The organism is Curtobacterium sp. PsM8 (assembly GCF_030433875.1).
Taxonomy (GTDB): Bacteria; Actinomycetota; Actinomycetes; order Actinomycetales; family Microbacteriaceae; genus Curtobacterium.
In genome coordinates, this window is the sequence record NZ_JARUXD010000001.1 from 45,623 (window position 1) to 67,946 (window position 22,324).

Annotated in this window: 18 protein-coding genes; 6 read left to right on the plus strand and 12 right to left on the minus strand. The window is 70.1% G+C overall.

All coding sequences use genetic code 11. From position 1 onward, the window contains the following. Window positions 1-93: 93 nt before the first annotated feature. The 5 genes from QCD68_RS00195 to QCD68_RS00215 form a co-directional block, all read right to left on the minus strand. Window positions 94-510, minus strand: coding sequence for a cytochrome c oxidase subunit 4 (locus QCD68_RS00195; RefSeq protein WP_110903122.1), 417 nt, complete (start codon window positions 508-510; stop codon window positions 94-96). A gap of 5 nt (window positions 511-515) precedes the next feature. Beyond that, window positions 516-2,255 (minus strand): aa3-type cytochrome oxidase subunit I, encoded by a 1,740-nt coding sequence (ctaD, locus tag QCD68_RS00200; RefSeq protein WP_181439353.1) that lies wholly within the window; start codon window positions 2,253-2,255, stop codon window positions 516-518. A 12-nt stretch (window positions 2,256-2,267) separates the two neighbouring features. Further along, a complete protein-coding gene (gene ctaC, locus QCD68_RS00205; protein WP_111076124.1) occupies window positions 2,268-3,170 on the minus strand; it encodes an aa3-type cytochrome oxidase subunit II in 903 nt (300 codons plus the stop codon). Between the two features lie 370 nt (window positions 3,171-3,540). Continuing rightward, a complete protein-coding gene (locus tag QCD68_RS00210) occupies window positions 3,541-3,909 on the minus strand; it encodes a HesB/IscA family protein (RefSeq protein WP_221850016.1) in 369 nt (122 codons plus the stop codon). A 118-nt stretch (window positions 3,910-4,027) separates the two neighbouring features. Further along, entirely contained in the window at window positions 4,028-5,506 is a 1,479-nt protein-coding gene (locus tag QCD68_RS00215; RefSeq protein WP_221850017.1) for a dipeptidase, read from the minus strand. Window positions 5,507-5,557: 51 nt separating this feature from the next. Between QCD68_RS00215 and QCD68_RS00220 the strand changes: the two genes are divergently transcribed. Beyond that, entirely contained in the window at window positions 5,558-6,133 is a 576-nt protein-coding gene (locus tag QCD68_RS00220; protein ID WP_253462695.1) for a DUF3043 domain-containing protein, read from the plus strand. 294 nt (window positions 6,134-6,427) lie between these two features. Here the strand turns inward: QCD68_RS00220 and QCD68_RS00225 are convergent, their stop codons facing one another. Genes QCD68_RS00225 through hisD form a run of 3 tightly spaced genes read right to left on the minus strand, consistent with a single transcriptional unit; the run spans window position 6,428 to window position 9,303 of the window. Continuing rightward, window positions 6,428-7,495 (minus strand): quinone-dependent dihydroorotate dehydrogenase, encoded by a 1,068-nt coding sequence (locus QCD68_RS00225; protein ID WP_221850018.1) that lies wholly within the window; start codon window positions 7,493-7,495, stop codon window positions 6,428-6,430. Continuing rightward, complete coding sequence (gene nrdR, locus QCD68_RS00230; RefSeq protein ID WP_301221586.1) at window positions 7,492-7,983, minus strand: transcriptional regulator NrdR; 492 nt, start codon at window positions 7,981-7,983, stop codon at window positions 7,492-7,494. The genes QCD68_RS00225 and nrdR overlap by 4 nt, the downstream gene beginning before the upstream one ends. Before the next feature lie 12 nt (window positions 7,984-7,995). Then, entirely contained in the window at window positions 7,996-9,303 is a 1,308-nt protein-coding gene (gene hisD, locus QCD68_RS00235; RefSeq protein ID WP_301221587.1) for a histidinol dehydrogenase, read from the minus strand. A gap of 79 nt (window positions 9,304-9,382) precedes the next feature. On the opposite strand from hisD, the gene QCD68_RS00240 reads away from it, so the two are divergent. From QCD68_RS00240 to QCD68_RS00260, 5 genes are all read left to right on the plus strand, one after another. Next, a complete protein-coding gene (locus QCD68_RS00240; RefSeq protein WP_301221588.1) occupies window positions 9,383-10,795 on the plus strand; it encodes a rhamnosyltransferase WsaF family glycosyltransferase in 1,413 nt (470 codons plus the stop codon). Beyond that, entirely contained in the window at window positions 10,792-12,231 is a 1,440-nt protein-coding gene (locus QCD68_RS00245) for a glycosyltransferase (RefSeq protein ID WP_301221589.1), read from the plus strand. The genes QCD68_RS00240 and QCD68_RS00245 overlap by 4 nt, the downstream gene beginning before the upstream one ends. Continuing rightward, the gene (locus tag QCD68_RS00250; protein WP_301221590.1) at window positions 12,231-14,810 is read left to right on the plus strand and encodes a glycosyltransferase family 2 protein; all 2,580 of its coding nucleotides are present in this window, start codon (window positions 12,231-12,233) and stop codon (window positions 14,808-14,810) included. The genes QCD68_RS00245 and QCD68_RS00250 overlap by 1 nt, the downstream gene beginning before the upstream one ends. Window positions 14,811-14,915: 105 nt before the next feature. After that, the gene (locus QCD68_RS00255) at window positions 14,916-15,071 is read left to right on the plus strand and encodes a hypothetical protein (protein ID WP_301221591.1); all 156 of its coding nucleotides are present in this window, start codon (window positions 14,916-14,918) and stop codon (window positions 15,069-15,071) included. A 22-nt stretch (window positions 15,072-15,093) separates the two neighbouring features. Beyond that, complete coding sequence (locus QCD68_RS00260; RefSeq protein ID WP_301221592.1) at window positions 15,094-16,197, plus strand: glycosyltransferase; 1,104 nt, start codon at window positions 15,094-15,096, stop codon at window positions 16,195-16,197. Window positions 16,198-16,239: 42 nt separating this feature from the next. On the opposite strand, the gene QCD68_RS00265 is transcribed toward QCD68_RS00260, so the two are convergent. From QCD68_RS00265 to QCD68_RS00280, 4 genes are read right to left on the minus strand one after another with little or no spacing between them, the layout of a single operon-like run. Then, a complete protein-coding gene (locus QCD68_RS00265) occupies window positions 16,240-17,898 on the minus strand; it encodes a glycosyltransferase family 2 protein (RefSeq protein WP_301221593.1) in 1,659 nt (552 codons plus the stop codon). Between the two features lie 41 nt (window positions 17,899-17,939). Then, a complete protein-coding gene (locus QCD68_RS00270; RefSeq protein WP_301221594.1) occupies window positions 17,940-20,648 on the minus strand; it encodes a bifunctional glycosyltransferase/CDP-glycerol:glycerophosphate glycerophosphotransferase in 2,709 nt (902 codons plus the stop codon). Further along, window positions 20,648-21,376, minus strand: coding sequence for an ABC transporter ATP-binding protein (locus tag QCD68_RS00275; protein ID WP_220039211.1), 729 nt, complete (start codon window positions 21,374-21,376; stop codon window positions 20,648-20,650). Before QCD68_RS00275 ends, QCD68_RS00270 begins: the two co-directional genes overlap by 1 nt. Further along, window positions 21,373-22,194 (minus strand): ABC transporter permease, encoded by an 822-nt coding sequence (locus QCD68_RS00280; protein WP_221850030.1) that lies wholly within the window; start codon window positions 22,192-22,194, stop codon window positions 21,373-21,375. Before QCD68_RS00280 ends, QCD68_RS00275 begins: the two co-directional genes overlap by 4 nt. Between the last annotated feature and the right edge of the window lie 130 nt (window positions 22,195-22,324).

Here is a 22,324-nt window from a genome sequence, read left to right on the forward strand (position 1 = left end):
TCGATGCACGCGTCCGGTGGCGGCGATCCGCCTGCCCCGGACGCAGTTCGGGCGGCACCGAGATGGTGCCGCCCGAAGCGTGTGTGGCGTGGGTCAGTGCCCGAAGTTGCCGCGGTAGTACTCGTAGACCCAGCCCACGAGCGTGATCGCGACGAGCACGAGGCCGATCGGCACGATCCAGAGGCCGGCTGCGACCCCGAGGAACACGAGCGCGATCGCCGCGGCGAGGAACAGCGGCCACCAGGACCACGGGCTGAAGTGCCCGAGCTCGGCATCGCCGTCCTCGATGTTGGCGTCCTGACGGTCCTCCGGAAGCACCCCGCCCTGCGCCGACATGACGCGGCCCAGGTAGAAGGCGATGAAGGCGGACATGATGCCGGTCAGGCCGATCGACAGGGTGCCGACCCACTCGACGGAGCCGTAGTAGATCATCGACCAGATCGTGTACGCGGCGTCCGCGAGCACGAAGAAGACGAACAGGATCCAGAACAGATTGGTGTTGGCGCGCATGGCTGCTACTTCACCTGGCCCTTCGCGGCGTCGTAGGTCGGAGCGTCAGGTGCGTCCTTCGCCGGACCCACACCGACCGGCACGCCGGCCTCGGGGTGGTTCAGGTCGAACGCCGGGGACTCGGAACGGATCCGCGGGATCGAGGTGAAGTTGTGCCGCGGCGGCGGGCAGGAGGTCGCCCACTCGAGCGAGCGGCCGTAGCCCCACGGGTCGTTGACGGCCACCTTCGGGGCGTTCCGCGCGGTGACGTAGACGTTGAAGATGAACGGCAGGAACGAGATGCCGAGGATCATTGAGCCGATCGTCGACACCTGGTTCATCCAGGTGAAGCCGTCGTTCGGCAGGTAGGTCGCGTACCGACGGGGCATGCCCACGACGCCCAGCCAGTGCTGGATGAGGAACGTGGTGTGGAAGCCGACGAACAGCAGCCAGAAGTGGATCTTGCCGAGACGCTCGTTGAGCATCTTGCCGGTGAACTTCGGCCACCAGAAGTAGAAGCCGGAGAACATCGCGAACACGACGGTGCCGAAGACCACGTAGTGGAAGTGCGCGACGACGAAGTACGTGTCGGACACGTGGAAGTCGAGCGGCGGCGATGCCAGGATCACGCCGGTGAGGCCACCGAAGGTGAAGGTCACGAGGAAGCCGATGGCCCAGAGGATCGGGGTCTCGAAGGTGACCGAGCCGCGCCACATGGTGCCGACCCAGTTGAAGATCTTCACGCCGGTCGGGACCGCGATGAGCATCGTCATCAGCGAGAACCAGGGCAGCAGGACGCCACCGGTGACGTACATGTGGTGCGCCCACACCGTGACCGAGAGGGCCGCGATGGTGATGGTCGCGTAGACGAGCGTCTTGTACCCGAAGATCGGCTTGCGGCTGAACACCGGGAAGACCTCGGACACGATGCCGAAGAACGGCAAGGCGATGATGTAGACCTCGGGGTGCCCGAAGAACCAGAACAGGTGCTGCCAGAGCAGGGCACCGCCGTTGGCCGGGTTGAAGATCTGCGCGTCGAACACCCGGTCGAGACCGAGGCCGAACAGTGCGGCGGCGAGGACCGGGAAGGCCATCAGCACGAGGAGGCTCGTGACGAGCACGTTCCACGTGAAGATCGACATGCGGAACATCGTCATGCCCGGGGCACGCATCGTGATGATCGTGGTGATGAAGTTGACCGCACCGAGGATCGTCGAGAAGCCGGTCATGCCGAGCCCGAAGACCCACAACGTGCCGCCGAGCCCTGGTGTGAACGTCGTGTCACTCAGTGGCGCGTAGGCGAACCACCCGAACGAGGCCGCACCCTGCGGGGTGAGGAAGCCACCGACGGCGATCGCGCTACCGAAGAAGTACATCCAGAAGGCCAGGCCGTTCAGACGCGGGAACGCCACGTCCGGTGCACCGATCTGCAGCGGCATGATCGCGTTCGCGAAGCCCGAGAACAGCGGCGTCGCGAACATCAGCAGCATGATCGTGCCGTGCATCGTGAAGAGCTGGTTGTACTGCTCCTTGGTCGCGACGACCTGGAGCCCCGGCTCGAACAGCTGCGCGCGGATGACGAGCGCCATGATGCCGGCGAGCAGGAAGTAGAGGAACGAGGTGATCAGGTACATGTACCCGATCGTCTTGTGGTCGGTGGAGGTCGCCCACCGGACGATGATGTTGCCCTTGCGACCGACCCTCGATGCCTGGAAGTCCGGCGTCGAAGGCCTGGTTGTCGCCTGGCCGACGAATGACGTTGTCATTGAGACGCGCCCTTACTTCTTCTCGCTGGACGCCTCGGCAGGCGTCTCGTTGTTCGGCTGGTTCGTGTTGGTGTCGTACTCGTTGCCGAGCAGACCGACCTTGCCCTGGTCCTTGAGGGACGCGAGGTAGTCGTCGTACTTCGCCTGCGACACGACCTTCACCTGGAAGAGCATGAGGGAGTGGTACTCACCGCAGAGCTCGGCGCACTTGCCCTGGTAGGTGCCTTCCTTCTCCGGGATGAAGTACTCGTAGTTCGTCCGGCCCGGGAGCATGTCCTTCTTGTAGAGGAAGTCGATGACCCAGAAGGAGTGGTTGACGTCGCGAGAGCTGAGCTCGATCTCGACCTTCTTGCCCACCGGCAGGTACAGCGTCGGGAGGAGCGACTCGTCGATGGCGCCGCCACCGTTCTCTTCTTCCTGGGCCTGGATGCCCTGGTAGTAAACGCTTTCCTTCGGGTTGCTCTTGTCGATGTAGTTGAAGTCCCAGCCCCAGCGCTTGCCGTAGACGTGCACGGTGGCATCGGGCTGTGCGAACGGCTTCTCGATCGCTTCCTGGTCCTTCGCGGTGAAGGCGAAGAAGCCGAGGACGAGGATCAGCGGCACGATCGTGTAGAAGATCTCGAGCGGCATGTTGTACCGCATCTGCACGGGCAGGCCGGTCTGGCCCTTCCGGCGGCGGTAGACGATCGCGGCCCAGATGATCAGGCCCCAGACGATCAGACCCACGGCGAGCAGCACGATCCAGCTCGTCGTCCACAGGCCGACGATGCGGCTCGTGTGGTTGGTGACGTCCTTCGTCTGCTCCGTGCCCGGGAGCCATCCGTTCATCTGCTGCTGCGTGCAGCCAGCCAGTGCGATGACCAGACCGACGGCCACCGGCACGGCCGCCCAACGTATACGGCGATTCGAACGCACTGTTACCTCTCGGAAAGACGTGGCCCGGGAACCGGTCGTCGTGCGACCGGTGCCGACGGTGACCCCGTCGACGAGCACCGAGGTCAGCCGTGGGGCTGACGCGTGGGTGACTCCCAGCTTGGTTGGAACACTCCTAGCCTACTCGCAGCCATCGACACCGAGCGCACAACCGACACGCGTTGTGGACGGAAACGGCACTGCGAGCGGTGGTTTCCCCTGGTCATCCGCGTCCTCGAGGATGTCCACGACGATCTGCGTCGGGATCGGGGAGCGGGAACGCGAACGGGGAGTGACCATGTCGGTCACTCCCCGTTCGCGTGTCGCCACTCCCCCGCGTGTGCGGAGGACCGGCGGGCGGTTCGTCGGGCGCTCAGTGGAAGCTGTCGCCACACGCGCAGGAGCCCTGCGCGTTCGGGTTGTCGATGGTGAAGCCCTGCTTCTGGATCGTGTCCTCGAAGTCGATCGTGGCACCGTCGAGGTAGGGCACGCTCATCTTGTCGACGACGACCTCGACCCCGTCGAACTCGGCCGTGGCGTCACCGTCGAGCAGACGCTCGTCGAAGTAGAGCTGGTAGATGAGGCCCGAGCACCCGCCGGGCTGGACGGCGAGGCGGAGGCGCAGGTCGTCGCGCCCTTCCTGCTCGAGCAGGCTGGCGACCTTCGCCGAGGCCGCGTCGCTCAGCAGCACACCGTGCGACTCGGCATCGGTCGCTGCTTCGGTCGTGATGGTGTCGCTCATCGACGTCTCCCTTGCTGGCGGTGTCGTTCACCGGCCGTCGCGTCGATTCTAAGCACGCGCACCGACCGACGGGGTCCGGATCCAGGACCTGTGGAGGACGGGCCCCGGAGGACGACCGTCACGCCCGGCCCTGCAGACGCGCCAGGAGGATCGCCTCCGAGACGATCGCGCGGTGCAGCACGCCCAGGTGCTGGGACTCGTTCGGGCTGTGCGCCCGCGTGTCGGGGTCCTCGACGCCGGTGACCAGGATCTGCGCCTCGGGGAACTCGGCGGCCAGGTCCGACACGAAGGGGATCGAGCCGCCGATGCCCTGCTCCACGGGGTCGGCACCCCAGCCCTCGGACATCGCCGTGCGGGCCTCCTGGACGGCCCAGCCGGTGGCGTCGACCAGGAAGCCGTCGCCCGCGTCGACCTCGGTGATCTCCATGCGCGCACCGAAGGGGACGTGCTGCCGCAGGTGGGCCTCCACCGCGGCGAAGGCGTCCGTCGCGGCCTGACCCGGGGCGACCCGGACCGACACCCGCGCGGCGACCGTCGGGATCAGGGTGTTCGAGGCGTTCGCGACGCTCGGGACGTCGAGGCCCGTGACCGTGATCGACGGCTGGAACCACATCCGCGACAGGACCGGACCGTTGCCGACCGGGCGGGCACCCGCGACCAGGGCCGCCTCGGTCGCGAAGTCCGCCTCGGACCGTTCGGGCACCGGGGCGTCGTGTGCCGTCAGCCCGGCCACTGCGACCGCGCCGTCGTCGTCGTGCAGCGAGGCCAGGAGGCGGACCATCGGCATCATCGCGTCCGGAGCCGCACCACCGTACATGCCGCTGTGGCTGGCGTGCTCGAGCGTCGTCACCGTGAGCTTGAACGTGGTGTTGCCACGGAGGGAGACGGTGATCGCCGGGACCTCGGTCGACCAGTTGTCGCTGTCCGCGACGACGATGACGTCGGCGGCCAGGTGCTCGCGCTGCTCGCGCAGGAAGGTGCGGAACGAGCGGGAGCCGAACTCCTCCTCACCCTCGATGAACAGGACGATGCCGACGTCCAGGTCGTCGCCGAACTGCGCGTGCACGGCCCGGAGCGCGGCGACGTGCGTCATCACGCCGGCCTTGTCGTCGGAGGCGCCGCGCCCGTACAGGCGGTCACCGCGGAGTGTCGGCTCGAACGGCGGCGTCTCCCACAGGGCGTCGTCGCCCTGGGGCTGCACGTCGTGGTGCGCGTAGAGCATCACGGTCGGCTTGCCGTTCCGCGCCGGACGGACCGCCAGGACAGCGGGCTGCCCGAGCTCGACGGTCTCCTCCCCTGGCGCGACCGTGTCGGCGTCGGCGGGCGTGTCGCCCTCGACCGCGGACCGCAGGATCCGGACCTCGTCGAACACCTCGGTGGAGCGCACCAGCTCGGCCACGGCCTCCGCGTTCCGACGCACGTGCGCCGGGTCGAAGGCCGACCAGGACACCGACGGGATGCGCACGAGCGCGGAGAGGTCGGCGATCGTGGCGGGCAGCGCGCCCTGCACGTGCTCGCGCAGCGCGTCCAGCAGAGCGGGGTCGGTCGCGGGTGCCTGGGGCCCGGCTGCGGAGGCGTGCTTCTCGGTGTCGGTCATGGCCGGTAATCTAGAGGACGTCCAGCACGCAGAGCGCCGTTAGGAACGACCGTGGCGAAGGCAACCCCCAAGACCAACGTGACCGTGAACCCGGCCGACGACGAGCTCGTCGCGCACGGCAAGGGTCGCCCCACGCCGTCGCGCCGCGAACGCGAAGCCGCCAACAAGCGTCCCATCGTCGGCAACACCCCGGCGGACAAGAAGGCCGCGCGGACCCGCCTCAACAGCGAACGCGAGCGTGCCCGCGTCGGCATGGCGAACGGCGAAGAGCGCTACCTGCCGGCGAAGGACCGCGGTGAACAGCGCCGGTTCATCCGCAACACCATCGACGCCCGCTGGAACGTGGGAGAGGTCATGATGCCGGTGCTCATCCTGTTCCTGCTCGTCGGGTTCATCGCCGCACAGACCGCTGCCGCCTCGTACTCCCTGCTGTTCGTCTGGGCGTTCGTGCTGCTGTTCGTCCTCGACTGCGCGGTCCTCTGGTTCATGCTGCGTCGCAAGCTCACGGCGGCCGGACAGGACTTCCAGCGCGGCAACTTCCTCTACATCCTGACGCGGGCGTGGCAGCTGCGGTTCCTCCGCCTGCCGAAGCCGCAGGTCAAGCGCGGGCAGCACCCGACTCTCTGACCTCGTCCGACACGAGCGCCGTCGACCTCCGGGTCGGCGGCGCTTCGTCGTGTGTGCGGAGTGGGCCACGTCTCGCCGCCCACGTGCCGGACGGGACCGCCCACCTGCCGGACGGGAGGAACGTGTCGGCCCCGCCACGGACCTCCCCGTCGGGACGCCGCCGAGTGCGCACGACGCCGCCGGATCCTGCGGCGTCTCATCCACACCGCGGTGTCCCGGGCACGACGAGGCGTCTCGCCGACCGCGGGCCGGGCCTCCGACGCGCCGCCGTCGGGACACTTGCCAGGCGCGGCCTCAGCGACGCCGCAGACGCTTCCGCCGCAGCCGGTTGATGCGCATCGCCCAGGTCGGTCCCTCGTAGAGGAACGCCGTGTAGCCCTGCACCAGAGTGGCCCCGGCGGCGATCCGGGCCTGGACGTCGGCCTCGGACGTGACCCCGCCGACCGCGATGACGCAGAACCCCGCGGGGACGGCGGCACGGACACGACGCAGGACCTCGAGCGACCGAGCGCCGAGCGGTGCGCCGGAGAGTCCCCCGGCACCCATCGCCTGCACCTCGGCGTCGGGCGTCGTCAGTCCGGTGCGCTCGATCGTCGTGTTCGTCGCGATGACGCCGGCGAGCCCGAGGTCGACCGCCAGTCCGGCGATGGCGTCGATCTGCTCGTCGGTCAGGTCCGGCGCGATCTTCACCAGGACCGGGGTACGGCCCGCGGCGTCGTGCACGGCCGAGAGCAGCGGGCGGAGCTGGTCGAGTTCCTGCAGGCCGCGGAGGCCCGGGGTGTTCGGCGAGCTGACGTTGACGGCCAGGTAGTCGGCGAACGGGGCGAGCAGCCGCGTGGACTCGAGGTAGTCCTCGACCGCGTCCTCGACGGACACGACGCGGCTCTTGCCGATGTTCACGCCGATGACCGGGCGGCCCGGGTTCCGGCGGGCGCGTTCAAGGCGCCCGGCGGCCTTGACGGCGCCGTGGTTGTTGAAGCCCATCCGGTTGACGAGCGCCCGGTCGGCGATGAGCCGGAACAGCCGGGGTCGTTCGTTGCCCGGTTGCGCGCGTGCCGTGATGGTGCCGACCTCGACGTGGCCGAAGCCCAGGACCCCGAGTCCGGCGATGCCGCGGGCGTCCTTGTCGAACCCGGCAGCCAGGCCGAAGCGGGACGGGAAGTGGATCCCCATCGTGGTGATGCCGTCCTCGGCCGAGGGGCGGGCGTACCGCTCGACGACCCCGCCGAGGAAGGGCACGTGCGGCAGGAGCCGGATCACGCTGAAGGCCAGGTGGTGGGCGCGCTCGGGGTCCATCTTCGCGAAGACGTTCCGGAAGACGACCCCGTACCCGGCGCGGACGAGGGACTCGACGCCGCTCACGCGCCCGCGCCGTCCGCGGTCCGGTCGGCGCCGGAGACCCCGTGGTGGTCGATGCGGAGCTGGCCGATGGCGTCCTCGAAGTCCTCGAGCGAGTCGAAGGCCTGGTAGACGCTGGCGTAGCGCAGGTAGGCGACCTCGTCGAGCTCGCGGAGCGGGCTGAGGATCGCCAGGCCGATGTCGTTCGCCTCGATCTGGCTCGCGCCGGAGGACCGGACGATCTCCTCGACCCGCTGGGCGAGCACCGCCAGGTCAGAGTCGGTGACGGGCCGGCCCTGGCAGGCCTTCCGCACGCCGGAGATGATCTTCTCGCGGCTGAACGGCTCGAGGACGCCGTTGCGCTTGACCACGTTCAACGACGCGGTCTCGGTCGTCGAGAACCGCCGCCCACAGTTCGGGCACTGGCGGCGTCGGCGGATGGAGGTTCCGTCGTCGCTCGTCCGGGAGTCGACGACACGGGAGTCCGGGTGGCGGCAGAAGGGGCAGAACATGGCGCCCTCAGGCTAGCGGTTCGTGCGCTCGGACACGGCGGCCCCGTGCGCCGGCAGCTGCTCTTCCGTGGAGAGCGCGACGATGTGCGGGGCGACCTCGGCCAGGGCGGCCGCGGTGTACCGGATCACCTGCTGCGGGCGGAGGAACGTCGACGCGGAGAGCCCGGATCCGAACCGGGCCTGGCCGCCGGTCGGCAGGACGTGGTTCGACCCGGCGAGGTAGTCCCCCAGGCTGACCGGCGTGCTGGGTCCGACGAACACCGCACCCGCGGCGTCGATGTCGGCGAGCACGGCGTCGTCGTCGGCCGTCTGGATCTCGAGGTGCTCCGGCCCGTAGGCGTTGCTGACGGTCGCGGCGTCGGTCAGCGAGTCCACCAGGACGATCGCGGACTGCGGCCCGTCCAGGGCGGTCTGGAGGCGCGCAGCCGTCCCGAGCACCGCCGTCCGTTCCGGGATCGCGGCCTCCACCGCATCGGCGAACGCCTCCGACGTGGTGACGAGGACGCTGCCGGCCTGCTCGTCGTGCTCGGCCTGGCTGATGAGGTCGGCCGCGACGTTGCCGGCGTCGGCGGTGTCGTCGGCGATCACGAGGATCTCCGAGGCACCCGCTTCGGAGTCGATGCCGACGATGCCGCGCACCAGGCGCTTGGCGGCGGCGACGTAGTTGTTGCCCGGACCGGTCACCAGGTCGACGGGCTCGAGGCCGATCTCCGCCACACCGTGCGCCAGGGCACCGACCGCGCCGGCACCGCCCATCGCGTAGACCTCCTGCACGCCGAGGAGCCCGGCCGCGGCGAGGATCGTCGGGTGCACCGCGCCGCCGTGGTCGCGCTGCGGCGGGGACACGAGGGCGATCGACCCGACGCCGGCGACCTGCGCGGGGACGACGTTCATGACGACGCTCGACGGGTAGACGGCCTTGCCGCCGGGGACGTAGAGCCCGACACGGCGCATCGGCTGCCACCGCTGGTGGACCTCGGCGCCGTCGGCGAGCGTGGTCACGGACGGCGACGGCACCTGCGCGGCGCTCGCGGCACGGACGCGGCGGATCGCCTCGTCGAGCGCGGCGCGGAGTTCGGGTGTGAGGCCGGCGACGGCGGCGGCGATCTCGGCAGCGGGCACCCGGACGTGCTCCGGCGCTCCCCCGTCGAACCGTTCGGCCTGCTCGCGGAGCGCCTCGGCCCCACGGTCGCGGACGTCGTCGACGAGCACCCGGGCGGCGTCCACCGCATGCCCGACGTCGCCCTCGGCACGCGGCATGAGTCGGAGGAGTTCGGCGCGGCCGGGGAGCCCGCCACGGAGGTCGATTCGCTGCATCATGAGGGCTCCGAGTCTAGTGATCGCGCCCGGACGGGGCCGGTCCGCCGGGTCGGCGGCCCTCCCGGTAACGTGAGCATCGATGAACTTCGAGAAGGCTCGTCGGCTGGTCGCCGACCTCGTCCGTGTGAACGAGCGCTACGCCCGTGACGGCCACTACCGCAACGACGTCCGGGAGCGGCTCGGCCGGACCGCCTCCCGGGTGGACGTCGGTGTCGCGCGCCGGGAGCGCGACCGAGCGCCACGCGCGGCACGTCCGTACGAGGGCCTGGTCGAGACGAGCCTGGCCCTGGCCGGCATCCGCACCGCGGACCGGGAGCCCGAGGTCGTGCTCGTCGTCGACGAGCTGCGCGACGGTGCCGCCTTCGCGGGCGTGCAGACCGCCCTCGCCGTCGCGATCGCCCTCGGGGACCGCCTGGGACGACGGGTCCGGGTCGTCATGGTCCGCTGGACGACGCCCGGCAACAGCGCGGCCGCGGCCGAGGCCCTCGTCGCCGAGCGGTTCCCCGAGACCCGGGTCGACGGTCGCCCGGGCGTGCGCGTGGTCCGCCGTGAGGACGTCCTGGACACCGTGTTCGGGACGCAGGACACCTGGCTGGCGACGCACTGGAAGACGGCGCACCCGCTCGACGTCGCCGCGACCGCCGGCGTCGTCGACCGCGAGCGCGTCGTGTACCTCGTGCAGGACTACGAACCGGGCTTCAGCGCCTGGTCGACGGACTACGCCGTGGCTGCCTCGACCTACCGCGCCGGCTTCCGGATGCTCGTGAACTCCGAACCCCTGCGTCGCTACCTGGCGGACGTCGAGGGCATCGACGTTGCCCCGACCGCCACGTTCGCCCCGCACCTGGACGTCGACCTGCTCGAACGGGTCGCCGCCGCCCGACGCCCGGTGGCCGAGGACGGCGGGGTCGTCCGCGTCCTCTTCTACGGTCGGCCGAGCAAGCACCGCAACCTCTTCCGCCTCGGTGTCGCCGCGCTGCGGATCGCCGTGCAGGAGCTCGCCGAGGACGGCCTCCGCGTCGAGTTCCACTCCGCCGGCGAGCAGCACGCGGACGTCGACCTCGACGGCGGCGTCGGTGCCGTCAAGCTCGTGTCGCACGGCACCATGCCGTGGGACGACTACTTCCGCTTCATCGCCTCCACCGGGGTGGTGCTGTCGCTGCAGCACAGTCCGCACCCGAGCCACCCGCCGTTCGACGGCGCGATCTCCGGGGCACGGGTCGTGACCAACGAGTTCCGGGGCACGCGCGCCGGGCTGCACCCGAACCTCCAGGCCGTGCCCACCGATGCCCGCTCGCTCGGGCTCGCCGTGGCCGACGCCGTCCGGCGCGCCGCCGCGGAGGGTCCCACCGGGTTCGTCCCGGTCGCCGACGGCGCCCTCGGCGGCCCGCTCGACGCCGCCGTCGACGCGCTCGGCACCGCACTGGACACAGCCGCCCCGGGCACAGCAGCCCCGGGCGCCGCACTCGAGACCGAGGAACAGGACCGATGACCCACACCACCCTCGTCGTCGTCCCCGTGTACGGCGACCTCGAGTCGCTGCTGCGCTGCGTGGACGGCCTGCTCGAACACCTCGACACCACGGTGCACCGGGTGCTCCTCGTCAACGACTGCGGTCCCGACGCGGACGCCATCGAACGCGCCCTGCTGGACCGCATCGGCGAGCGCCCCGGGTTCCGGTACGAGCGCAACGACCACAACCTGGGCTTCGTCGGTACGTGCAACCGTGCGGTGACGGAGCTCGACACCGGCGGTGACGCGGTCCTGCTGCTGAACAGCGACGCCGTGCCGACGGCCGGTTTCCTCGACGCGATGCTGGCGGTCCTCGACGAGGACGACACCGGTGTCGTCACGGCCCGGAGCGACAACGCGACGATCGCGAGCATCCCCTACCGTCTGACGAACCGTGGCGCTGCCCGCACCGAGGCCCGCACGCGCACGGTCTGGGGTGCGCTGGCCCCGCTGTTGCCGGTGTCGCAGGTGATGCCGGTCGCGATGGGGTTCTGCTTCCTGACCCGTCGCGAGCTGGTCACGGAGCACGGGCTCTTCGACGAGGCGTTCGCCCCCGGGTACGGCGAGGAGAACGACTACTGCCTGCGCCTCGCCGAGCACGGGTGGCTGGCGAAGATCGCGAACGGGGCGCTCGTCCTGCACGCGGGCGGCAAGAGCTTCTCCGGCAACCGCACCGCTCTGCGTGCCGCGCACCAGCGGGAGTTGGAACGGCGGTACCCGTTCCTGCCGGACGCGGTGGCCGCGTACCAGCGCCACGGGATGACCGCGACCGAGCGGTTCGCCGATGCACTCGTGCCGAGCGGGTCGGCCCCGCGTCTCGCGGTGGACCTCCGACACGTCGCCGAGCCGGGTGCACTGGTCGCCGAGGTCGACGCGGCCTTCGCGGACGGCTTCGCCCTGGAGGCCCGGCTCCCCGCCGGTACGTCGGCTCCGGCCGCGTGGACCGTCGCGACCGACGACGCCTCGCCTGACGACCTGGTGACCGTCGCCGTGCTCGTGGATCCGACGCCCGCCGAGGTCGTCGTGGCGAACCGGCGCGCCCTGCACCTGGTCGTCGTGCGGTCCGCTCCCCCGGCGGTGCCCTGGTCCTCGCGGGCCCACCGGACCGGAGCCGACACCGTCGCGGCCGTCGTCGACCGCTTCGCCGAGGTCGTCGCGCCCGGTGGGCTCACCGCGGCGCGAGCGGGTGTCGATGCCCGGGTCGCCGCGCCGCTGGCGGACCGGTCGGCAGCGCTCGAGGAACGGTGGGCAGCCCTGCTGCCCCTCGACGTCACCGCGGCCGACGTCGCTGCGGACCGTGCCTCCGACGAGGTCGCACGCCTGCGCCGTGAACTCGACGAGCTGCGCGGCAGCCGGTCGTTCCGCACCGGTCAGGCGATCGCCAAGGTCGCCGCGCGTCTGCCGGGTCGCCGCTGATGGCCGACCGAGGGGGCATCGGCCGGGTCGCCCGGCGGTTCGCCCGGCAGCTACGGGGGCCCGAGAAGCCGCTGACCGTCACCGACCGGCTCGACCGCTGGGCCCGACGCATCGCCGAGTTCGGTGTGCTCGACCGCGCGTACCTCGAGGCGCAGACCGGCCGGGCGTTCGCCTCCGACGACGAGGCGATCGCGTTCTACGTCCACAACGACGGGCAGCGCGGCCTGTCGCTCAGTCCGCTCATCGAGCACGAGTGGATGCGCGAGCACCAGCCCGTGCCCGCGATGTCCTGGTACGACGCCCTGCACCAGGAGGGGCCGGAGCTCTTCCAGACCGGGCCGCTCTTCGATGCCGGCGTGTACGCCGCCTCGGTGCCGGCGGCCGACCGTCCGGCGTCGACACTGGAGGCGCTCCGCCGCTTCCTGCGGGACGCGACCGACGAGACGGCGCTCCCCGTGCCTCCCGGCCGTCGCGGACCGGCCCCGACCTGGGGAGCCGCACGCGCCGCAGCCCTGCAGGGTGCGCAGGACTTCGCCGCCGCGCAGCACCGGACCCGGCGACGCTACCGGTCGACCTGGGACGGGCCGGAGACGCTCGACCTGGCCGCCCGCTACCCGCGCGGGAACGACCGCCGCGACGCCGAGCAGCCGCTCGTCTCGATCGTGCTGCCGGTCCACCGACGCGCCGACGTCGTCGGAGCGGCGATCGACTCGGTCCTCGCCCAGGAGCACGGCGTCTGGGAGCTCCTGGTCGTCGACGACGGTTCGGGTGACGACACCGTCGACGTCGTGCGCGCCCGTGCCGGGGGCGACGCGCGCATCCGGCTGCTGGAGCGGGAGAACGGCGGCGCCGCCGCGGCACGCAACACCGGTCTGGCCGCCGCCACGGGGGCGTTCATCGCCTTCCTGGACGCCGACAACACCTGGCGGCCGCAGCACCTCAGCGCAGCCCTCGCCGCCCTGCTCGACGGTGACGCACCCGGCGTGCACACCGGCCTCCGGATGGTCGGGGCGAACAACGCCGACGACGCCACCGCACCGGTCGAGACGTTCCGGGGCGAGGACGGCACCGCCGAGGACCTGCTCGCCGGCAACTTCATCGACCTCAACGCGCTGGTCGTCCGTCGTGACGTCGCCGACGCCGTCGGGCCGTTCGCCGAGGACCTGCGGCGCTGGATCGACTGGGAGTGGCTGCTCCGCATCGCCGAGCACGCGGCCGTCCCCGAGTACGTCCCGGTGATCGGGGTGGACTACGACAACGTCCGCGACCCCCGCCGCCTGTCGTCGGGGCAGCCGGCCTCCTGGCAGGAGGTCGCGCTCGCCCGACACCGGATCGACTGGGACGCCCTCGCCGCCGCCGCACCCGACCGGGTCCGTGGCCGGGTGTCGATCGTGATGCCGGTGTTCCGCGACTGGACGATGACCCGCCGCGCCGTCGACACCGTGCTCGGCGCCGCGGACCACGACGGCGACGACGTCGAGGTGGTGGTCGTCGACAACGGCTCCCCCCGCTCGGTCTCCGCCGTGCTCGACGCCTGGTTCCGCGGCGACCCGCGCGTGGTGCTGCTGCGGGAGGACCGCAACCGGAACTTCGCGCTCGGCAGTGACCTCGGTCTCGCCCGCACCACCGGCGCGACCGTCGTGATGCTCAACAACGACACCGAGGTGACGTCCGGCTGGCTCCGGCCCCTCGTGACCGCCCTCGAGGACCCGACGGTCCTCGGCGTCCAACCGCTCCTCGTCTACCCGGACGGGGTCGTCCAGGCCGCCGGCACAGTCTCCGGTGGCGACAAGGTCCTGCCGTGGCACTTCCTCGGTGACCACCCGCGGTACGACGCCGACCGTGCGTTCCGGACCACGGCCTCCCGGCGGTTCACGGCGATCACCGCAGCCGCCGCCGCGTTCCGGGCCGAGGACCTGATCCGCTGGCACGGCTTCGACCCGGTGTACGCGAACGGGCTGGAGGACGTCGACCTGTGTCTCCGTGCCCTCGCCGCGGCGGGACCGGGTGCGGCGTTCGTCGTCGAACCGGCCTCCGTCGTCGTCCACCACGAGAGCCGGACCCCCGGCCGCGACGACGCACGGATCGAGAACCGCCGCGTGTTCGACGAACGGTGGCGCGGACGCTGGCCGGCGGCCGACGCGGCGGCGCGGTACGAGGACGCCGGGCTGCGGTACCTCGGCGTCGAGCCGGGGCTGCCGAAGGGGCACGCCGTGATGGTGCGCTCGTCGCGGCCGGTCGTGGTCCGTGCGCCGGGTGCCACCGGCCTCCGGGTCGCGGTGAAGCACGACGGGAGCCGGACCGCCGACGTGACCGCCCTCGTGGCGGCGCTCGAGGGTGCGGGGCATGCCGTGCAGGTCGACATGCCGACGTCCTGGTACCGAGGGTCGAGCGGGTTGGACGACGTGACGGTGCTGGTCAGCGGGGGCGGTGCGGCTCCTGGTCGGTCGTCGTTCGTGCCGCAGCCGGGTGCCCGGAACGTCGTGTGGCTCGCGGCGGGGCAGCGTGTGACGGACGGGGACTTCGCGGTCGTCGTGTCCGTCTCAGAAGGCGTGGACGGGGTGCTGTCGGCGGTCTGAATGGACCGTCGGGCCACTGTCACCTGAACGTGGGCTTGTCGGACGTTCACCACGTTCCGAGGTGAGCGATGCCTCCCGTTCACCTGCCACGCGCATGATCAGTCCATGTCGCTCCTCTCCGATGTGATCCGGTCGCACTCCACGACCCAGTGCGTCGTCTGCGGTGCGGTCATCAGCAAGCGCGACGCGCTCGGCCTCGACGGACTGTCGTTCTGCTCGGTCCTCCACGAAGCCGAACACATCGTCGCCACGCTCGACTGACCGTCCCCCGTAGGATCGGGCGGTGCCCGATCGCCAGCTCGCGGTGTTCCCCGCCTACCGCGACAACCCCTACCTGAACCTCATGCTGCTCGCGCCGCGCGCGCGAGGGTGGCACGTCCTCGAGAGCCTGCGGTTCGAGGCGCTCGAGCAGCACCTCGGCCGTCTCGGGACCGGCGACGTCTTCCACATGCACTGGACCGCACCGATCGTCCAGCGCACCGACGACGACCTCCACACCGCACGGACCCGCTTGGACCGATTCCGGACCGCCGTCGACGCGGCACGCGGACGTGGTGCGTCGCTGGTCTGGACCGTCCACAACGTCCTGCCGCACGACGCACGACACCTCGAGCTCGAAGTCGAGCTGAACCGGTACCTGGCCGAGGTCGCGGACGCCGTGCACGTGATGAACGTCGCGACCGTCGCTGCGGTGGCACCGCACTACCCGCTCGACCCGGCCCGGGTCGTGCACATCCCGCACCCGAGCTACCAGGGCGTCTACCCGGGGTCGACGACGCGGGACGACGCGCGCGCGTCCTTCGGCCTCGGACCCGACGACCACGCCGTCCTGGCGTTCGGGCAGATGCGGCCCTACAAGGGTCTCGACGTGCTCGTCGACGCCGTCCGACGCCTGCCCGCCGACCAGCGGCCCGTGCTGCTGCTCGCCGGCCGCACGTCGGAGGACGACCGCGCCGAGATCGACCGGCTGCTCGGCGACGACCTCCGCGCCGTCCGCGAGCACGACCACGTGGACGACGTCGACGTGCAGCGGTGGTTCCGCACCGCCGACACCGCGGTGTTCCCCTACCGGCGCGTCCTCAACTCGGGCAGCCTGCACCTGGCCGCGTCATTCGGTGTGCCCGCCGTGCTGCCGGACGAGGCGCACCTGCGGGCGGAGTTCGGGGACGAAGGGTGGATCCGGTGGTTCGACACCGGGGATGCGGCGGGGTCGTTGGCGGGGGTGCTCGGGGCGGTGGGTGACGGGGTGGTGGGCGACACCTGGCCTGCCGGAGCTGGGCGGTCCGCGACGGAGTTCAGTCGACGGCTGGCGCCGTTCCAGGTCTCCCGCCGGTACGCCGACCTGCTCGACCAGGTCTCCGACGTCCCGCGGACCACCGCCCGCTGATCCCCGACGAGCACGACAGGTCGTCAGCGAGCCCGCGAATCGTCAGCGCAGGCGCCGGGTGACACGCCGCAACACCGAACCGAGCCCCCGCTGCGGTGCCGCTCGTCGCTCGACGAGGAACCGCCATCCGTCACGGCGATCGGCCAGCGGCTGCAGGGGGTCCGCTGCGGGCAACGGCGGCAGGGGCATCCGTGCCGTCACGACCGGCAGCCGCACCCCGGACGGCTCGGAGACGACCTCCACGGTGTGGCGGCCGACAGCGAGGCCGTCCGCTCCGAGGTCGGCATGCCACCGTCGCCCGTCGTCCTCGACCGTCACCGGCAGGCGGGCCTCGCCGCCGGAGACGACGAGCGTCAAGCCGGGAGGCGCGGCCTGGCCCCGGAGCGGACCCCCGAGCCCGAGACCGGTGCCGGTCGGTTCGGCCCGATCGACGACCAGCGGCACCACGTGGCGGAGGCGCGACGCAACGACGAGGGCCTCCGGGCCTCCTGCCCGGATCGCGTCCGTCATGACGCCGACCAGACCCTCCCCGTCGTCGGGGAGCGGGAGCGCGCGGAGCCGCGGCAACCAGGCCCCGATGACGTCGGGTTCGACGTCGTCCGCGGCGTTGACCAGAGCCGGGAGCAATCCGTCGGTCACCAGGGTGGCGACCGCGTCCGTGCTCGTGCGGTCTGCTCCGCCGAGCATCGTCAGTGCATCGATCCAGGCCGCTGTCCGCTCAGTTGCGTCAGCGCTCCCGGTGCCGACAGCGAAGCGCACCGCGGCGACCCATCCACCGTCCAGGACCAGGTGCCAGAGCGCCCGACGCTGTGGAGCGACGTCCGCGAGCCCGCCGAGACCGATCGCCGCCACGAGCGGAGCCAGTGCCTCTGCAACGGCTGCCGTCGCCGCAGCGTCCGGACGGCCGAGCAGGAAGCGGTGCAGATGAGCCCACCCGTCGGCGTCCAACACGACCTCGGCGTGCTGGCGTCGCAGCGCGGGGTCCTCGGCCACCAGCGTCGCGCACCGCAACTCCTGCTCGAGGTACCGGATCGTCACCGCGGCATCCGCTCGGAGTGAGAGCGATGAGGCGTCACCGCGGTCGCGGTAGAGGTAGACGCAGTCCTGCACGACGTCGATCCGTGAAGCTGCGGCGACGGCACGCGTCATCGGTTCGATGTCCTCGAGGCTCGGCACCTCCGGGAAGCGGAGTCCGGCCCGGTCCCAGAACGAGCGGCGGAACACCCGGTTCCAGCAGGCTCGGCCAGCCAGGAGCGCCGGGGCTTCCCCCGGCGCGACCGAGCGCCGCGGGGCGTCGAAGAGCTGCCACCGAGCGGTCGGGCTCCAGGTCTCGGTCGGCGAGAACTTCAGGTGGTCGCCGACGACCATGTCCGAGCCGCTCGTCGAGATGGCGTCGAGCATCGCCCGGTACGCCCCGTCCGGAACGAGGTCGTCCGCGTCGGCGAAGACGAGGTACTCCCCCGTCGCGGCGTCGATTCCCTCGTTCCGGGCGGCTGCGGCGCTGCCCGCGCTCGAGCGCAGCAGGTGGATGCGCGGATCCCCGGCTGACACCGCTGCGACGACCGCGGCGGTGTCGTCGGTCGAGCCGTTCTCGACGACGAGGACCTCCATGTCGTCGATGCCCTGGGCCAGGACCGTCTCGAGGAGGTCCGTGATCCAGGGGGCGCTGTCGTGTGCGGGGACGATGACGGACAGGGACATGGCAGACCTCCAGCTCGCCGTGACAGCGGGTCGCGGCGACGTCAGGGAGTGTGGTCGAGCGCTTCCATCGCTGCGACGACGCGCTCGCAGTTCGCACCGTCACGGAACGCGAACGTCTCGCGGACACGCTCTGCGTAGGGCGCTGCGTTCGTGAAACCAGCCGCCGCATGTGCTTCGAGCGCCGAGATCACGGCTGCCTCGTCCTGCTCGACCGGGCCGAAGCCGTGCCGCGTGAAGTCGAAGTAACCCTGACGGCCGACGTGCGTGCCGTCGAAGAAGGACGCGCGGTCGAACTGGAAGTAGACGAGCGGGATGTCGAGGTACGCCGCGTCGAAAGCCAGCGACGAGTAGTCCGTCACGAACATCGCCGTCTTGGCCAGGACGTCCTGGACGTTGTCCCGAGAGAAGTCCAGGATGCGGACGTCGCTGGGGAGGTCGAATTCATCGAGGTAGGCGCGCATGTTCGGATGTGGCATGAATGCGAGTGTCTTGCCGTGCTGCGCGGCCAGATCCCGCAACGTGTCGGAAGCGAGGAGCGCGCGGTACCGCTTCGCGTACTCGCTGGAGCCGAAGTCCTTGATCGGGAGGCGCTTGTTCGAGCCCTCGACTCGTTCGCCGAGCAGACCCTGACGCCAGGTCGGCATCACCAGGATGAGATCACGGTCCTCGGCGTCGACTGCCTGCCGCCGACGGAGGAGTGCGTCGTGCCGGGGAAGGCCGGTGAGCACGACCTCGTGTGACGAGAACGAGTACGGCCCGTGTCCGGCGATGGCCTCGAACTCGGCGGGCGTGGTGGTAACGAAGACGTCGATCTTCTTCCAGCTCAACCACCGTGACAGGTCGTTGTGGATGACGCCGTGCTGGAGGAACGTGTACCGGAAGCGTGATCGGCCGTACCGACGTTGGTTCAACGGCTGCGTCACGTACGCGTCCGCGTGGGACGAGGCGAGGTGGTCGGCATGCAGCAGGAGCATCTTCCACTGCCAGCTGCCGTGGGCGACCAGGCGGAAGCCGTCAGCGTGCAACCGCGACCAATCAGCTGACCCCTCGCTCAGGACGAACCAGGCGTTGATGTCGGGCCGGTTGTCGCGCACCCAGCGGTACAGGTGCTCGGCGTTGTCGTTCGCGTCGGTGTCCCGGTCCATGAAGACCCAGGCGTGCTCGTAGCGGCTCCGGACGCGCGAGGTCTTGAGCGAGAACTCGAGGATCTCATCACTGATCACGGTCTTGCTGAAGTTCCTCCGCGTCTTCCGCCACGACTGACGCAACCGGCGAACGCCGTGCCGGACCGCATCGACGTCACCGGGAGCGAAGCGGTCGCGCACCTGGCGCCGGATCCCCATGATCGCCGGGTTGATCTGCCGGTTGGTGAGCCCTTCCGGGCCGGCAACCACGTCGCCGCGGGTCACCTGCATCAGGGTCCCGTCGAGGCGGATCTTCGTCCGCTGGCCGCGCTCGAACCACAGGTGACGCTCTCGGATGAGCGTCTGCCCGTAGAACGTGTAGTCGCGAACGGTCTCGTGCGTCGGCTCGACGACCAGGCCGTCGACCTCGAAGACCTCTTCGGGCAGCGACCCGGAGAACCAGTAGGAGACCTTGACCTGCTGTCTGCCTTCGTCCACATCGGACAACCGCACGTAGTCCTGTCGGATCGGCTCGCCCGAGTACCCGCGCAGCAGCGCCTGTCTGACCGCGAACTCGACGTGCATGAGGTCGAAGCTCCGGATCGCATCGTCAGCGATCAATGCACGGATCTCACCGACGAGTTCGTGGAAACGCGGCAGGACGTCCAACGGAGCAGCTGCGGAGAGCGACTGCACAGCGAGCTGCTCCTTGAAGTACCAGAACAGGTCGTACAACACGGTGTTCTCGACCCACCGGGGCACCGCGTCGTGGACGACCCCGGCCAGCCGGAGAACGTCGAGGTAGCCGTGTTCGAGCACGGCCGTGTACTTCTCGCGCATCCGGAAGCTCTTCTCGAGCAGCGACGAGCCGTCTCCGCGGGTCCGGTACAGGTACTTCGCCGAGGCCATCAGTCCGGTCCGGTCGCTCCTCGACAGCAGCATGTACCGCGCGATGAAGTGTCCGTCTTCGAAGTTGGGTCGCACCCGGTCGTCGAACCGGAGGCCGTGCTCCTGGATGAGCGAACGACGCATGAAGGACGAGTTCACGCTGAGCTGGATGATCGGGTCCGCGTGCAGGTTGACGATGCGCGATCCCTTGCCGAACTTCCGGCGCTGCGGGTGGTTGTCGCGGATCTCGCCTGACTCGAGCAAACGCATCTGGTGCGCCGCGAGCAGGTTCACCGGTTCGTCTCGACTGCTGTCGCCGTAGAGAGCGATGAACTTGAAGACCTCGGTGAAGTACTGCTCGTCGAGGACGTCGTCGGGGTCGGTGAAGGTGATCCACTCCCCGACGGCGTGCTCGAGTCCGGCGTTGCGTGCCTCGGCGACCCAGCGGTTCTCCTGGGCGAGCACGACGACGTGGTGTTCGCGTCCTACCGCCCAGTCCCTGATGATCTGGTGGCCGCCGTCGGTGGAGCCGTCGTCGACGAAGACCAACTGGACGTTGGCGATGCCGATCGCCTGGGCGGCGAGGGAGTCGAGGAACGCAGGGAGGTAGCGCGCGACGTTGTAGGTGGCGATGACCGCGCTGACCAGGAACGCACTCCCCTGGTCATGGACCGCTGCGTCCTGCTGTCCGGTCGGTGTTGCGCTGCCGTCGGCTCCGTTGCCCATGTTCTCCACCATCAGACGGTCTTGTTGTACGCGGCCACGACGTCTTCCGTCTTGCCGATCTTCTGGAGCTCGCCCTCGTTCAGCCAGGCGACCTCGTCGCACATGTCCTTCACGGTCGCCATCGAGTGCGAGACGAGGATGACCGTGCGGCCCTCCGCCTTCATCTCCTTGAACTTCGTCCGGCAGCGCTTCTGGAACGTCGCGTCCCCCACGGCCAGGACCTCGTCGACGACCAGGACGTCGGGCGTCACGGCGACCGCGACGGAGAACCCGAGCCGGACGTACATGCCCGACGAGTAGTTCTTCACCGGCTGGTCGATGAAGTGCCCGACGCCGGAGAAGGACACGATCTCGTCGAACTTCCGGGTCACTTCCTTCCGGCTCATCCCGAGGATCGAGCCGTTCAGGAAGACGTTCTCGCGGCCGGAGAGCTCGGGGTGGAAGCCGGAGCCGACCTCGAGCAAGGACGCCTGCTTGCCGCGGGCGGTGATGGAGCCCTGTTCGGGCCACAGGATCTTCGCCAGGCACTTCAGCAGGGTCGACTTGCCGGACCCGTTCTTGCCGATGAGTCCGAAGGTCGTGCCCTGCGGCACCTCGAAGGAGACGTCCTTGAGTGCCCAGAAGTCCTCGTGCACGGACTTCTTGCCGCGCATGACCATGCTCTTCAGCGAGTCGTTGCGCTCGTGGTACATCCGGAAGCGCTTGGAGACGTTCTCGACGGTGACAGCAGCATCGTTCACAGGAGTTCGGCCAACTTCTTCTCGTTGCGGGAGAACACGACGTAGCCGATCGCGAGCGAGACGCACCCGGCGAGTGCGCACGCGACCAGGTCGCCCCATTCCGGCAGTCGGTTGTCGTACATCAGGTTCCGGAAGACCTCGGAGAAGCGCTCGATCGGGTTGAGCTTGTAGATCGTGATGATCCACGGATGTCCGGCCTTGTCCGCGGCGTTCTGGACGAGCGACAGGGGGTAGATGATCGGCGACAGGTACATCCACATCTGCAGGCCGATGCCCACGAGGTGCTGCATGTCGCGGAAGTGCACGTTGACGATCGACAGCACGAGTCCGAGCCCGGCGGAGAACATCGCCAGGAAGACCATGGTGAGCGCGATGACCGGCAGGAACACGAACCACTTCGACCCGAAGATCGCCAGCGCGATGAGCAGGACGCCCATCTCGACGAGCCAGGTGAAACCGAAGGACCCGACGGCTGCGAGTGGCAGCGTCATCCGGGGGAAGTAGACCTTCTTGATGAGCGACCCGTTGGCGACGATCGAGGTCATCCCGGCGTTGATCACGTTGCGGGCGAAGATCCACGGCAGCAGTCCGCACATCAGCCAGAGCGGGTAGATCTGCAGGCCGCTCGGGTCGCCGACCTCGAGCCGGGCCCGGAAGATGAACGAGTACACGATCGTGTAGATCAGCATCGTCGCGAGCGGGTTGATCAGCGACCACAGCTGCCCGAACACGGTGCGGCGGTACTTGCCCTTGACCTCGCGTGCGGTGAGGTTGGCCAGCAGTTCGCGCGACGCCATCAGGTCGTTGAAGTACGTCATGCTGCGGTTGCTGACTCCTCCGGGGCGCAGCGGAGCGCTCCTGGTGCAGGTTTCGGGGACGAGACATTCTCGCACAGTGCTGCGCACGACCGGCTCGCGCCGGAACCGCAAGGCCGACTTGATGGCGAGC